The 15753-nt window shown below is 28.1% G+C and carries 14 protein-coding genes and 1 other annotated feature; of the genes, 2 read left to right on the top strand and 12 right to left on the bottom strand.

Translation table 11 applies throughout. From position 1 onward, the window contains the following. Nucleotides 1-54: 54 nt before the first annotated feature. The 12 genes from M2214_RS03115 to M2214_RS03060 all read right to left on the bottom strand — a co-directional run bounded on the left by M2214_RS03115 (nt 55) and on the right by M2214_RS03060 (nt 13886). The gene (locus M2214_RS03115; protein ID WP_248482722.1) at nt 55-558 is read right to left on the bottom strand and encodes a cell division protein ZapA; all 504 of its coding nucleotides are present in this window, start codon (nt 556-558) and stop codon (nt 55-57) included. A 60-nt stretch (nt 559-618) separates the two neighbouring features. Beyond that, a complete protein-coding gene (pheT, locus tag M2214_RS03110; protein WP_248482720.1) occupies nt 619-3000 on the bottom strand; it encodes a phenylalanine--tRNA ligase subunit beta in 2382 nt (793 codons plus the stop codon). Between the two features lie 12 nt (nt 3001-3012). Beyond that, the gene (pheS, locus tag M2214_RS03105) at nt 3013-4032 is read right to left on the bottom strand and encodes a phenylalanine--tRNA ligase subunit alpha (RefSeq protein ID WP_248482718.1); all 1020 of its coding nucleotides are present in this window, start codon (nt 4030-4032) and stop codon (nt 3013-3015) included. Nucleotides 4033-4088: 56 nt separating this feature from the next. Further along, nucleotides 4089-4304, bottom strand: a binding site (T-box leader). Nucleotides 4305-4653: 349 nt separating this feature from the next. Further along, nucleotides 4654-5313 carry a response regulator transcription factor gene (locus M2214_RS03100; protein ID WP_256466698.1) on the bottom strand — a complete coding sequence of 220 codons (660 nt, stop codon included), beginning with the start codon at nt 5311-5313 and terminating at the stop codon, nt 4654-4656. Nucleotides 5314-5334: 21 nt separating this feature from the next. After that, complete coding sequence (locus tag M2214_RS03095) at nt 5335-6510, bottom strand: YcdB/YcdC domain-containing protein (protein WP_248482716.1); 1176 nt, start codon at nt 6508-6510, stop codon at nt 5335-5337. A gap of 96 nt (nt 6511-6606) precedes the next feature. Further along, nucleotides 6607-8016, bottom strand: a complete 1410-nt coding sequence (locus M2214_RS03090) for a HAMP domain-containing sensor histidine kinase (protein WP_248482714.1) — start codon at nt 8014-8016, stop codon at nt 6607-6609. Nucleotides 8017-8218: 202 nt separating this feature from the next. Then, entirely contained in the window at nt 8219-8533 is a 315-nt protein-coding gene (locus M2214_RS03085; RefSeq protein WP_248482711.1) for a hypothetical protein, read from the bottom strand. Nucleotides 8534-8980: 447 nt separating this feature from the next. Then, a complete protein-coding gene (locus tag M2214_RS03080) occupies nt 8981-9376 on the bottom strand; it encodes an FxsA family protein (protein ID WP_248482709.1) in 396 nt (131 codons plus the stop codon). 805 nt (nt 9377-10181) lie between these two features. Continuing rightward, nucleotides 10182-10976, bottom strand: coding sequence for a DUF1189 domain-containing protein (locus tag M2214_RS03075; protein WP_248482707.1), 795 nt, complete (start codon nt 10974-10976; stop codon nt 10182-10184). A gap of 89 nt (nt 10977-11065) precedes the next feature. Beyond that, complete coding sequence (locus M2214_RS03070) at nt 11066-11866, bottom strand: TrmH family RNA methyltransferase (RefSeq protein WP_248482705.1); 801 nt, start codon at nt 11864-11866, stop codon at nt 11066-11068. A gap of 2 nt (nt 11867-11868) precedes the next feature. Then, a complete protein-coding gene (locus tag M2214_RS03065) occupies nt 11869-12522 on the bottom strand; it encodes a potassium channel family protein (protein WP_248482703.1) in 654 nt (217 codons plus the stop codon). A gap of 14 nt (nt 12523-12536) precedes the next feature. Further along, entirely contained in the window at nt 12537-13886 is a 1350-nt protein-coding gene (locus M2214_RS03060; RefSeq protein WP_248482701.1) for a TrkH family potassium uptake protein, read from the bottom strand. Between the two features lie 311 nt (nt 13887-14197). Between M2214_RS03060 and M2214_RS03055 the strand changes: the two genes are divergently transcribed. After that, nucleotides 14198-15070: a cation diffusion facilitator family transporter gene (locus M2214_RS03055; RefSeq protein ID WP_248482698.1), complete on the top strand. Its 873-nt coding sequence runs from the start codon at nt 14198-14200 to the stop codon at nt 15068-15070. A 99-nt stretch (nt 15071-15169) separates the two neighbouring features. Next, on the top strand, nt 15170-15742 hold the full coding sequence (locus tag M2214_RS03050) for a helix-turn-helix domain-containing protein (protein ID WP_248482696.1): 573 nt from the start codon (nt 15170-15172) through the stop codon (nt 15740-15742). Nucleotides 15743-15753: the final 11 nt, after the last annotated feature.

The raw sequence follows: 15753 nt of genomic DNA, 5'->3' as shown, positions 1-15753 counted from the left end.
ATCTATTATACAGAATAAAACCTCCAGGTTTATTTTTCCTGGAGGTATTATTCTTTATTCCTTTTCTTCTAATTCAACGATTTTCATCTGCATATCATACAGCCTATTTTGAAAATTATTTGCTATTTCTTCAGCTTCTGCAAGTCTTTGTTCTTGTTCTTTGAAGCTATCTTTTCTTTGTTCATACTCTTGTTTGACTGAAGTTAGTTCCTCTTTGTATTTTTCTAGTTCTTTTTCTAGTTCTTCTATTTTCTTATCTCTTTCACTTATGTCAGTTTGAAGCTCTATCAAAGTTGTGTTCGCATTTTCTAAATCTTGAAGAGGTTTTTTGTATTTAGTGTTAACTTCATCTAACTCGTATGAGCATTTGAAAAGTTCATCCGCTATATTCAATGTTGTCAAAACTGCTGCCATGGCTATACTCAAGCTAGGATTAGCCTTAACTACTTCCTGCATCTTGTCATCCACATAACTAGCAACTTTTAACAAATATTCCTTTGGCTCTTTCCCAACCATGTTATATTCTTGCCCATTTATTCTTACGGTAACTTTGTTCACCTTAACTCAGCCCCTTAGATATTTCTCTTTACTTCCTATTGTAAGTTTTTTTTAAGAATTTTACAATCTTAAATTAGCATTTATTTGTTCGCTAAGTTCTTTAAGTATATTTTCGTGAACTTTATTTACTTCTTCATCTGTAAGAGTATTATCTTTGCTTCTATATACTAAAGAATATGCAACAGATTTATAACCTTCTTCAATTTGCTCTCCCTTATATACATCGAATAATTTAAAACTCTCTACTAAACCTTGAGAATTCTTAGTAATTATATCCTCTATTTCCTTAACATAAACTTCATCTTTAATAAGAAGTGCTATATCTCTTGTCATAGCAGGATATTTAGGAAGTGGTGTATATAACTTTTCATCGTTTGCATAAGTTAATAATAGTTCAAAATCAAACTCAGCAGCGTATCCCCTCTTGCTTATATCATAGTTTTCTAATACATCAGGATGTAATTCTCCAAATACCCCTACTATATTATCATTGTATACTATGTTAGCACATCTTCCTGGGTGGAATGTAGTGTGATTTTTTTCAGGTAGTACTTCATAATTCTCAAATCCTATATTTTTGAACAATTCTTCAACTACACCCTTCATATCAAAGAAATCTATAGAATCTTTATACATAGATATACATATAGATTTTCTCTCAACAGGCATTATTTCATCCATAGGCATGAAAGTATTTCCTATTTCAAATGCTGCAAACTCTTCAACTTTTCTAGAATTATTTCTAGCTGCAACATCTAACATATTAGGTAACAGTGTAGTTCTCATAACGCTAGTTTCTTCACCTAGAGGATTTTTAATCTTTATAAAGTTTCTCTTTATAGAATCCTTTGAAAGATTTATTTTATCTACTCCTCTTGGACTTACAAATGAATAAGTTAATATTTCATTAAGACCCATAGAAACCAAACTACTCTTTATACCTTCTTCAAATAACTGCTCTATAGTTTGAAGACCCATAGTGTTATCTCCATATAGCATCTTAGATGGTATATTTTCATATCCATATATTCTAGCTACCTCTTCTAATACATCGGCTTCTTCCACCATATCAAGTCTAAAGCTTGGAACTGTAAGTTCAACTTTATCTTCAATTAGTTCGCACTTAAACTCTAAGCTTTCAAGTATCTCTACAAATTGATTAAGAGAAATATTCTCTCCTAATAGCTTGTTTATTCTTTGAGGTCTAACAGTTATCTTTTGCTCTTTTACAGGAGCATTATAGTTTTCTACTATTCCCTTTAATACAGTTCCTGCATTTAACTGCTCTATTAATTGTGCCGCTCTATTTATTGCAGTTTCAACTAAATTAACATCTATTCCTTTTTCAAACTTAGCAGATGCTTCTGTTCTTAAGTTAAGCTTCTTAGAAGTTCTTCTTATGCTATCAGCATCAAAGTTAGCACTTTCAAGAAGTATAGTCTTAGTATTATCACTAACTTCTGAATTTGCACCACCCATAACTCCAGCTATTGCAACTGATTTTTCTCCATTAGTTATTAAAAGCATATTGCTATCTAATGTTCTTTCAACATCATCTAATGTTGTAAACTTTTCTTCATCTTCAGCACGTCTTACAACTATAGTTTCCCTTCCTAACTTTTCTAAATCAAAAGCATGAAGCGGTTGCCCAAGCTCTAACATAACATAGTTAGTAATATCAACTATATTATTAATAGGTCTAACACCAGCTTCTATAAGTCTTCTTTGCATCCAGTATGGAGAAGCCTCTATTTTAACATTTTTTATTATTCTAGTAGCATATCTTCTACATAAATCTTCTTCTTCAATCTTTATATTAAACTCAGCTACATCATCTGACTCTTTAACCTCTATATTAGGATATTTAAGTTCTTTTCCTATTGTAACAGCAGCCTCTCTTGCAATACCTAAAATAGATAAGCAGTCTGGTCTATTTGAAGTTATTTCAAATTCTATTAAAGCATCATTTATACCAAGTACTTCTTTAACATCTGCTCCTAATTCGTACTCTTCATCTAATACATATATTCCATCTCTTTTGCTTTCTTCAATCATACTAAAAGGAATTCCAAGTTCTTCACTTGAACACATCATACCTTGAGATAATTCTCCTCTTAGTTTTCCTTTTTTGATTTTTATTCCACCAGGAAGCTTTGCTCCAACTAATGCAACAGGAATTAAATCTCCCTCTTTTACATTTTTTGCTCCAGTTACTATTTGAATAACTTCTGATCCAATATCAACCTTTGTAACTATTAACTTATCAGCATTTGGATGCTTAGTTATTTCTAATATTTTACCAACTGCAACCTTTTCTATATCTGCTCCAAAATACTCAACCTTTTCAACCTTTGATCCAGTCATAGTCATTTTATCAGCAAATTCTTGTGTATTCATATCTATATCAACATAGTCTCTAAGCCATTTAACAGGTACTAACATATCAACACTCCCTTAAAATTGATTTAAAAATCTCATATCGTTTTCAAATAATAATCTTATATCATCTATCTCATACTTAAGCATTGCTATTCTATCTACACCCATACCAAAAGCAAATCCGCTGTATTTTTCAGGATCTATTCCACAGTTTCTAAGCACGTTTGGATGAACCATTCCAGCTCCAAGTATTTCTATCCAACCTTCACCTTTACATACTGAACAACCTTCACCTTTACACTTAAAACAAGTCACATCAACCTCTGCACTTGGCTCTGTAAATGGGAAGTTATGTGGTCTAAATTTAGTCTTAGTGCTATCTCCAAATAATTGTCTAACAAATTCATTAAGAGCACCTTTAAGTTCTGCCATTGTAACATGCTCACCTATTACAAGTCCCTCTATTTGATGGAACATTGGAGAATGAGTAGCATCTGGTGCATCAAATCTAAAACATCTTCCAGGTGCTATTATCTTAATAGGTGGTGTAGTTGATTTCATAGTTCTTATTTGAACTGGAGATGTTTGAGTTCTAAGAAGTAAGTTGTCATCTATATAGAATGTATCACTAGTATCTCTTGACGGATGGTTCTTAGGAGCATTTAATGCATCAAAGTTATTAAATACTGTCTCAATCTCAGGTCCCTGAGCAACCTTAAATCCCATACCTGTGAATATATATTTAACCTCATCTATTATTTGAGTTATAGGATGCTTCTTTCCTACCTTAAATTCTTTACCAGGCATAGTAACATCTAAAACCTCTTCTTGTAACTTTGCATTTTTCTCTATAGTCTTTATCTCTTCTTTTTTAGAAACTATAGCGTCTTCAATCTCAGATCTTACCTCATTTGCAACCTTACCAATAACAGGTCTTTCCTCTGCTGATAACTTACCCATTCCTTTTAATATGTCAGTTATCTCGCCCTTTTTACCTAAGTACTTAACTCTTAAGCTTTCAATTTCATCCATTTTAACACATTCATTGATCTGTGCTAGGGCACTGTCTTTTATGTTAATTAATTGATCTTTCACTTAATTCACCCTTTCCTACAATAATATTTAGATATAAAAAAAGCCCTTCAATCCCTGAAAGGGACGAAAGACTTATATTCCGCGGTACCACCCTAATAGTCTATTAAATAGACCACTCGAAAGACTTAACGCGTCCAACGTTAAAACCTACTGTTATTTCAGTTTTAAAGCTCCAGAGTGAACTTCTCTTGGTATCTTAGGGAATAATTTCAGCTTTATATTCCTCTCTGGTCTAAGATGGTTCAAAATACTCTCTCTTTCACAGCTTTTATGTATTAAACTTTATGTTGCATTATATCATATTTTCAGATAATTTACAATAAGTTTTTAATTTATATTTCTAATGCAAAATATGTCTATGAAAATACCGTTCATACAATAGATATTTTGAAGAAACTAAGCCTTCGTCTTATGAATAATACTAAAATTTGCGAACTCCCTCGGTCAGACACACAAATTTCTTAACGTATTATTCAACGACAAAAGCTAAGTTCCTTAGCAAAATATCTAAAGGCATTCTCTAACATTTTTATAGACATATTTTTTGATTTTCTTTTTATTTATAGAATTGCATTTCATCTCACTTTTAAAAAAAAGATTTAAGCATTAACTTTTAAAAATTTAGTCTAAATTTTCTAACCTATATCCAATTTTATATATAGTTTTTATTTCATCAAATAAATCTAGTTTTTTCCTTATCTTTTGAATATGCATATCGACAGTTCTCGTTTCTCCTAGGTAGTCAAATCCCCATACTCTTTCTAAAATTATTTCTCTAGTTAAAGACATTCCTTTATTTACAATTAAAAGCTTTAACAGTTCAAACTCTTTGCAAGCCAAATCAATAACCTTACCACTTTTCTTTACTACTCTTTCATCTAAAGAAATCTCTAGATCCTTCAATAATACATGATCGTTCTTTCTTCCATAACGTCTTAATACAGATTCAATTCTAGCTAAAAGTTCTATACATTCAAATGGCTTTACAATATAGTCATCTGCCCCTATTTTTAAGCCTTTTACTCTATCAGAAATTGAATTTTTAGCAGTTAAAAATATTACAGGCAAATTAGTATGCTTAATTCTTTCCATTACACCAAACCCATCAATTTCTGGAAGCATAACATCTAAAATTATTAAATCAAAGTTTTCTTTTTCTATATATTCTAAAGCATTTTTCCCATCATAGACCTGCTTAGTATCATAACCTACCATATTTAAATTCATCTGTATTAAATCTGAAATATCAGTATCATCTTCAACAATTAAAATTCTTTCCAATAGTATTAAGCACCTCTATTCTTATCTTAGTCCATATCCAATATGATTTACCTTTTTATTTGTAAAGTCAATATAAACCCATAGCATTTCATCTTTATGTTTAAATCCTACTGCACCACTTTCTTGATCATAATTTTTCCATCTATCTATTTTAGGTTCTTTTAAATCTTTTATATCACTCACGAATTTGTTTTTTTCTATAAAATCAAGTGCTATTTGCTTCATTTCTTCATCACTAATTTTTGAAGTTTTTTGATTTAAATCCGTATTATAAGCTCCTACTTCTCTTAACTCTCCTGTATTGGCATCTATATAAGCACTGTATCCAACCTGTTTATTTTTTTCTTCTCTTAACTTTAAATCTCTCCAATATATATTCCAACTTGCAGGTCTTATTGTTCCATCTGAAATTTCTATTTCTTTATATAAACTAATATCTTCTACTAACTTATCCTTGTCTACTTTTACATTAAAATACTTTTCAATTCCATCAAGTGCAATCTCTATTGCTTTTTCTTTTTTTATATTCACATTTGTATCATCACACTTATAAATAGGTGCAATATTACGACTAATTCTAGAAACTTTATCTATAGTCATATCTACATCAACAAATACATACTCCTCTTCATTATATAAAAATACAAATTTTCCGATACCCTTCCCATAAATCAACTTCAACTTTAATTTATTTATATCACCTACTAACTCATTATCTTTTACAAAATTGTATGCCTTTTGTTTTGCTTGTTTTATATCTATTATAGTTTTTCTATTTGTTATTCCTTTTGTATTTACTCCTACATAATTTTGTATTTCTAATAATTTTTTATTTTTGGCATCTATTAATATACTATAAGAATGATCTTTATTTTCTTCTTTATCCCATATAATACGCCAAGCTCCATTTGATTCTATTCCAAACATATAATCTCTAGTTTCTTCTGCATCTTTTATGAATTTAACCTCTTTTATTAACCTCTTTAATTCTTCTTCATCTTCTTTTATATCATAGCATCTTTTAAGATAAGTAACCGCTATATCCTTTGCTTCTTCTTTGCTAATCTTTGCCTCATTTTCATTATCATTTGTTTTTTCCACCATAACCTTATCTTTTTGAACAGAAGAAAAACTACTACATCCCCCCAATAACATTGATATACTTAAAATAATAGGTACTAATCTTTTAAATTTCATAACACAAATCCCCCTTAAATTGTATTTTCTTCACAACTCAATTTTAAAAATACAACTTATTGTAACTGTATCCAAATTGTAAAGAATTTGTAAACTTTAATCAAATATTATTTTTACAGATGTACCTATATTCAACTTGCTTTCTATTGATAATTTAGCTTTATGAATTTTTGCAATCTGCTCACAAATAGAAAGTCCAAGTCCTGCACTACCATTAGTTTTTTTTCTCGATTTATCAACCATATAAAAAGGTTCAAATACCTTTGTTAAATCTTCATCTTTTATTCCTATACCTTGATCACTTACTTCAATAACAGATTTTGAATTTTCATTTTTATATAATTTAATATTTATTTTACTATTTTCATAAGAAGCTTTTACTGCATTATCAATCAAATTAATTATTAAATTCTCAATTAAGTCTTTTTCCATTACAATTTCCATATCTTGTCCAGAAATAATTAATTCTATATTTTTATTTTGAAGTTTTGGTTTTAAAACTTCTTTTATATCCATTAGTATATTTTTAATATTTTCTTTTTTCATCACAAAATTTTCTCTTTTAAACACTATCAAATCCATCATTTTAGAAGAAAGACCTTCTAGTCTTTTTCCCTCTTTGAATATGCTATTCAATCCTTTCGAGAATGCATCTTCATTATATTTTGTATTTCTTAAAAAATCAGCATATCCAATAATAGAGGTTAATGGAGTTTTTATTTCATGTGTTAAATTATCTATAAAACTTTGTTTCTCATCTATATTTTTCTTTAACTGCTTCATTTTTTCCTCAATAACAGATGCCATCTTATTGAAATGATCTGATAAAATACCTATTTCATCATTAGATTTTATATTTACTCTTTCTGAAAAATTTCCATTTTCAATAATTTGTATAGAATTTATAAGTTTATCTATAGGTTTTGTTATATACCTACTTAAAACATAAGTCCCACATGCAAGTATAATAGATATAATAATATCTAACTTAATAAAAAAATAATATACTTTTTCTCTATCTTTATAAATATAGGTTACATCTCTTACATATGTAAATTTTAGCTGTTCTCCACTAGCATCTAATAAATTTGTTATAAACAAAAGTGTTTTATCCCCTACATCCCTTATTACATATTTTCGTTTATCTACATAAGGATTTTTTAATTCTTCTCTTTCTTTAGAAGCACGAAAATCTAAATTAGTAAAAATTGTATTGTTATATCTATCTAAAACTTCAACATATATCTTTTCATTATGAAAGCTTTTTAAAAAGTCTTTCATAGTTACACGAAGCATATCCTTATTAAATTTTTCATCATAATTCAATCTATACTTACCAATTAATTTCATTCCAGAATATATACTTAAGTGCTCGCTCAAACCTCTTTCTATTTCTCTGTCTAAGCTTACACTATGCATATTCTCTATTAAAAAAACTCCTCCTAGATTAAAGATAATTACGAATAGAATAAAGTTGTATGTAAATATCTTTTTCCAAAATTTCATCTAAATCCCCCTGTTTGATTATTTTTTATTATATTGTAGCTAAAATATAATTGTAAAACTCTATAAGAAATAACATTCTAATTCTATCATACTCCATTCCATTTATTAGCAACATCAAAAAAGAGTTAGATACTAATTAAATTAGTTTCTAACTTTTTATACTCTCGACCTCGATATATACTCTCCTTGTATATACAAAATATTATTTTAACCCTATAATTTTCATAAATCTAATAAAAAAAAATATATATCCAATTACAAGAACCAATCCAAAAATATAAATAACAGATATAATATTTAATTTACAACCTATAAAATAAATAGATAAAAGACATATTGATGAAAAGCAATTGCTTTGACCTAATAATTTGCAATAATTTTTCTTATCTTTTATGACTACAAAATTGTAAAAAATTTTATTTACCTCTATATCAATTTCTTCATACCTTTTAGTTTTATATATACCATTTATTATAAGGTATATTCCTCCTACTAATAAAAATATTTCCTCCCACATTCTAAAGTCCTCCACATACTCAATATATATAATTGTAGCATATATTTTAATTTTTTACACAAATAACAATAATTGTATTCTAAGTTATTATACTTTCTACTTTTATTTTCTTATTTATACTTTTAAGATTATACAAAATCAAAAAATCATATAATTTCCTTGGAAATGAAAAAGAGTTATATACTAATATATTAGTATATAACTCTTTTTCACAATTCCTTTTCAATAACTGTTTTGATGTGATAAAATTTCCCATTTCTCTATTAATATAATCATTGACATAATTAATAATAATTATAACATTAAGATTTATTTTTTATCCGAAAGCTAAAAGTTCTAAGACTCCACCCTCTTAAGGCTGGAGATAAGAACTTAACAGCTTCTGGATTGGTTCAGCTAGAAATTCAGTTGGATTAAAAACTCCATCTGAATTAAGTTTCACTTTACCTACCATCTAAAATAAAAATTCACATTTCCTTCATCAACCATCTTTTGTAGTTTCTTTTTAACAAAACCTTTCACAAGTTCTCTAGTAACAGGTATAACAAGAGTAAATCCAACTATATCGGTTAAAATCCCAGGAGTTAAAAGCATAGCCCCTCCTACTAATACACATAATCCGTTAATTAATTGGTCCCCAGGAAGTCTTCCATCCTGCATTTCATATCTTATTCTAAACAAAATTTCTCTTCCCTGTGATTTTGCTAAATAAGCTCCTAAAACACCTGTAAAAACAACAATCCCTATCGTACTAAAAAATCCTATATAAGCATTCAATTTAAACAATATAGCTAACTCAACTAATGGAACTACCGTAAATAAAAGTATTAATTTCATCAACATAAATCTCATCTCCTCGCTGTTTATATAATATATTACTTAGTTATTCTCAATTTACAAAAATCTTATTTCAATTATATCATACTCAGTATAATTTATAATTCTTTCAATCTGAGATATTTCTTTTCTATATTTCATTGTTAAAAATTGTAATTATGTTATCATAATATATACAAAGGAGATTATTAAAATTAATACAAAAAAACTAATAAAAACCATCTTCATAACTTCACTTGTATTATTATTGATTTTATGTATATATTCAGGTGGTAACAAATTTTATCTTAGTATGTTTTATTGTATATTGATTATATATTGGAGTGTATGCATAGTAAATCCAACCTATGCAAGAAGTTTGATGTCTAAAAATAAAACAGATACGCTAACAAAATATCAAATTGTAATGAATAGAGTTCTCGGTATTATTTGGATAATAATATCTATACACTGGTTAAGGCTTCTCAATTAAAAAATATGTAAAGGACCTATTTAAATTAATTCAAGAAAAACAAAATAAATATTTGTACTTTTAATCACTTTGACATCCATATTAAAAATCATGCTCATTAAAATGTTAGATACTTTTTTGTTAATATTTTACTATAAAACTTAGATTATGACGTTTAAGTATACGTAAAGAAACTTCATTGTTTGACCATAAGGAAGTTTATGAAGTTTTAGTATACTTAATAAGGCATAATCTTTAGTTTTATTAAAATATTGACTAAGTATCGGTATTTTAATGAGTATGATTTTGGGATTTAAAACACAAAATCACCTATCCTTTTTTAAGAATAGATGATTTTTTTTATTGCTCAAGTTCTCTTTTATAACTATCCATCGCATTATACATATACACTCCTGCAATAATATAATACACAAGATTGAAATATGGTATATAAATAGGCGCATATCCAAGTATAAGCTTATCAATCACTATAGGAAGTGTAAATGCATATATACATATCTTGTATATATCACCAAATTGAATATTCATCTTCTGAACCTTACTTATTATAATTCCAGCTATTCCTAATATCAATGCATTTATCATAGTAGATATCATTATCCAAAGTGTTATAAATATTATTCCAAACACAACTATAAATATGCTTATCCATTTATTGATCTCTGGAATAAATTTCATAGCATCTTGTTTATTAAACTCAACATCATTTATAGAACTAAAATCAAATTCTCTTTTTTCAACTACGCTCTGTTTTACTATAACTTTATCTTTTAAAATTAGCATTCCTTCATTATAAGCATCTAGTACACTATCATCTGTACTCCCTGTAGTATCCACTATAATATAATCGTCAATTTTAAGTGGCATATCACCTTGTACATCTAACTCTCCATTTTTAAATTCAAACTCTGGAGCTCGTATTACAAAACTTCTTGCCTCACTCTCAAAATAATTTTTAAACTTATATGACATTACTGATGAAGTTATAACTCCGACCATTAATGATAGTAATAACAAATACAGTATCCCTTTTCCTAATGATTCTTTGACAAAGAAATTGTAAGATGGTATATCAACTATACTTCTTTTAAATCTTTCAAAAAAACTTATTTTATCACTTTTAATTTCGTCCATGTTTTTTCCTCCAGTATCAAGTTTCTGTTTATATTACCCTATTTTTATATTCTTTTCAAAAAATAAAGATAGGGTAAATCCCCCTACCTTTATTTACAAGATAATTTATTTTTTATCTCGTACATTAATATTCCAGAAGCCATGGCAGCATTTAGCGATTCCGCTTTTCCGTATATAGGTATCTTAACCAATATATCAGACTTATCTATGATTTCATCCTTTATACCATTTCCTTCATTACCTATAATCAAAGCTACCTTTTCTCCATAATCCACACTATTATAGTAATTATTAGTATTTAAATAGCTAGAAACTATGTTAAAGCCTTTATTTTTTATAATATCTAAATCTTCATCAACACAATTAACTATATTCATATCAAATATTGAACCCATAGTAGATCTTATAACCTTAGGGTTATATATATCTACACAGCCTTTTAATAAAATTATAGATTGTGCTCCCGCAGCATCTGCCGTTCTTATTATAGTTCCCATATTGCCTGGATCTTGTATTCTATCAAGTACAACTATAAAATCTGTTTCTTTTTTTAATGAATTCTCCAAAGAATATTCTTTAGATTCAACTACAGCTATTATTCCTTGTGGCTTTTCCGTATCACATAGTTCTTTAAAAAGCTTATTAGTTGTCTTATAGATTTGATAACCCTTATTTTCTAAGTGTTTTACAAATTCTTTATGTTCATCTTTATTTAAAAATTCATCATTGCATACAACATAATCAATAGTAGCACTGCACTCTATAGCCTGTTTTACTATTCTATATCCTTCTATTATGAATTTTTTTTCTTGGTTTCTCTTTTTTGATTTAAGCAAAGATTTAGTATATTTTATTCTTTCATTGTCTTTACTAGTTATTTCTACGATCATTATTATCTGTCCTCTTTACTTATTTTGTTTATTTTAGTATTCTCACCTATAACAACTAATATATCTCCATGTTGAAACTTAGCATCAGGTGCCGGAGATATATCTATATCATTATTATGCTTTACAGCCATAACATTTATTCCATATTTAGCTCTCAAATCTAATTCCATAAGACTATTGCCTATCCATTCACTAGGAGTTACTATCTCAACTATAGAATAATTCGGATCAAGTTCTATATGATCTAGAACATTCTCAGATACTAGATTATGAGCCACTCTAACCCCCATATCTCTTTCAGGGAACACTACTCTATCTGCTCCTATCTTATAAAGTACTTTTGCTTGAAGTTCATTTTGAGCCTTACAAACTACATGTCTAACACCTAGTTCCTTAGCTATTAATGTAGCCATTATAGATGACTGAACGTCAGCTCCTATACTTATAACTGCAACATCAAAATTTCTAATGCCTAAAGATCTCATAGTGTTTTCATCAATAGCATCAGCTTGAACTGCATGAGTTACCTTCTCAGCTATACCTTGTACAATATCATAATTTTTATCTACAGCCATAACCTCATGTCCTAAAAGATACAATGTTGTAGCTACAGAAGTCCCAAATCTTCCACACCCTATTACTACATACTGCTTCATAAAAAAACTCCTCTCTATCCTACCATTACTTTTTCTTCTGGATATCTTATAACACTTTTTTTCTTTCTATTTGAAATAGCAAATAATATAGTTAAAGCTCCAACTCTTCCTGCAAACATAGATAAGGCTATTAATATTTTACCAATAGTAGTTAAATTAGGACTACCGAAAATACTAAGTCCGACAGTTCCATAAGCAGAAACAGCTTCAAATAGTATATGAATAAATTGGAACTTTGTATCAGTCAAACTTAAACTCATAGTTAGAACCACAACAATACTAACACCTATAGCAATAACTCCCAAGGACTTATTTACAACAGTATAAGATATTCTTCTTCCAAATGCTTCAACATCTTCTTTACCTCTTATAAAAGCTATTACAGAAAGAAATAGTACTCCTATAGTAGTAGTCTTTATACCTCCAGCAGTAGATGCAGGAGATCCTCCTATAAACATAAATATAACAGTTAAAAACTTAGAGCTGTCCTTCATAGCTGCAAGATCTATAGTATTAAATCCAGCAGTCCTTGTTGTTACAGATTGGAAAAGAGCTCCTAGAACCTTGCCTTTAAAAGAAAGTCCTCCTAACGTATCAGGGTTACTGTACTCAATTGCAAAAAATAATATAAATCCAAATAATATTAAAAATGAACTTATAGATATTACTATTTTAGAATGAAGGTTAAGCTTTGAAAATTTTCTCTTCTTCATAACATCAAACATAACAGGGAATCCCAATCCACCTAGTATTATAAGCATCATTATGACTATATTAACAGTAATATTGTCTACATATGATGTAAGTGATGAAAAATTACCCATCAAATCAAAACCAGCATTACAAAAAGCTGATATAGCATGGAAAACTCCATATCCTATTCCTTTTGCAAATCCCATCTGAGGGACGAATACACTAGATAGTATAATAGCACCTATGCCTTCTATTATAAAAGTTCCTATTAATATATGTCGCGTAAGCCTTACAAGGCCAGATAAATCATATTGATTTAATGCTTCTTGTATCAAAAGTCTTTGGTGTAGATATATTTTTTTTCTAACCAATATAGCAAATAAAGTCGCCATACTCATAAATCCAAGACCCCCAACTTGAATTAAAGTTATAATAACTACTTTTCCAAATAACGTCCAATAAGTTCCTGTATCTACAACAACAAGACCGGTAACACAAACAGCTGACGTGGAAGTAAATAAAGCATTTATAAATCCTACTTGTTCACCGCTATTAGTTGCCATAGGAGTATTTAAAAGTATAGCTCCTATTAATATTATCATTGCAAATCCTATAACCATTATTTGGGCTGGGGATAATCTATTCTTCTTTCGAATATATTTACCTAACATTTTTTCACCTCTTTACGCAATAAGAATATACTGTAATAATTTCATATTAATACAAACAATGTAAATTATATACTATTGAACTAAATAGTCAATCTTATTTTCTGTACATAACAATACACTATAACCCCATTTATACTATGTCTTTCAATTTAATAAAGTACAATATAAATGATTTATAGATTTTCCATGGATGTTTATATTGTAATATTTATCTTAGCCTCAATATAATACCTACTATTTTATTACATTAAGTGACTATTTTCAATCAATATAATGTATTTTTATAATACTTTGTTAAAGGAGTGATTAATTTGACTTATGACAATTACTATACTAATGTAAAAAAAGTATTAATATTTATATTAATATTAAATCTAATTGTAGCTTTTTCAAAAATATTTTACGGCTGTTTAACTAATGTATCAAGCATGATAGCAGATGGTATTCACTCTTTAGGAGACAGCTCATCTAATATAGTAGGAATATTTGCTATATATATTTCTTCTAAGCCACCTGATGATACACATCCTTATGGTCATGAGAAATTTGAAACACTTGCATCTATTTTTATATCTTTATTATTATTTTCAATGTCGTTTAAAATAATAACAAGTTCTTATAATAAATTATTAAATCCAACTCTACCTAATATTAATATATATAATTTTGTAATAATGATACTAACATTAATGATTAACTTTTTTGTCTCAGATTATGAGTTAAAAAAAGGAAAAGAACTTAAAAGCGAAATACTAATATCAGATTCTATTCACACGAAAAGTGATATATATGTGTCTATATCAGTTTTAATAAGCTTATTTACCATAAAAATGGGATTTATAATACTAGATATAGTAATTTCTTTTATAATATCCATATTAATTATAAAAGCATCATTCGAGATATTAATTCCTGCAATAAAAGTATTATGCGACGGAGCCATGATTGATCCTACCTATATACATGACTTTGTAACAAAATTTGATGAAGTATTGTACTGTCATGATATAAGAACGCACGGTAAAGAAAATCGTATAAGAGTAGACCTTACTATAGTTGTTGATAAGCACCTTACTCTTGAACAAACACATATTTTATCACATTATATAGAAGATAAAGTTATAACTGAGTTTAATGGGGTAAAAGAAGTTATAATACACATTGAGCCTTATAATAGAAATTAACATACTAAACAATATACATTTCAAAATATTCAAACCAATGCTATAATATATTACGCGTACAAAATAATAATTTCAATCTAATGAAAAAGAGGTGTTATTATGAATAAAGATATAGGAAAAAAAATAAAAACTTTAAGACAGAGTAAGTCTATGACTTTAAAGGTTTTAAGTGAAAAATCTGGATTATCTATAGGCTTTTTATCTCAGCTTGAAAGAGGATTGACAAGTGTTGCTATAGATTGTCTGAATAATATTGCTTCCGTTCTAGATGTAGAATTGACTTATTTTTTCTCAAGACAAAAAAATAATGATTCTGTAATAATGAAAAGTTACGAACAAGAAGTATCTCAAGTAGTAAATTCTAAAGTAGTCTATTACCACCTATCTCAAAACCTAGAAGATAAGGTTATGCTTCCGAAATTGGTAAATGTTCTTCCATACGAAGGAGATGAAGAGGTAACGGAATATTCTCATGAAGGTGAAGAATTTATATATGTATTAGAAGGTATATTAACTCTTTATGTAAACAATAGAAAGTATGTACTTCACCCTGAGGATTGTGTTCATTTTAATTCTTCTTTAAATCACAATTGGGTAAATCATACAAACAAAAATGTAAAAATGCTTGTTGTAAATACTCCTAATTTCTTTAAAAAAGATAACTTAAAATAGTTTTTAAGTTA

Origin of the sequence: Tepidibacter aestuarii, from assembly GCF_934924865.1 — a bacterium.
Classification (GTDB): domain Bacteria; phylum Bacillota; class Clostridia; order Peptostreptococcales; family Peptostreptococcaceae; genus Tepidibacter_A; species Tepidibacter_A aestuarii.
This window is presented reverse-complemented; position numbering and strand designations above follow the sequence as displayed.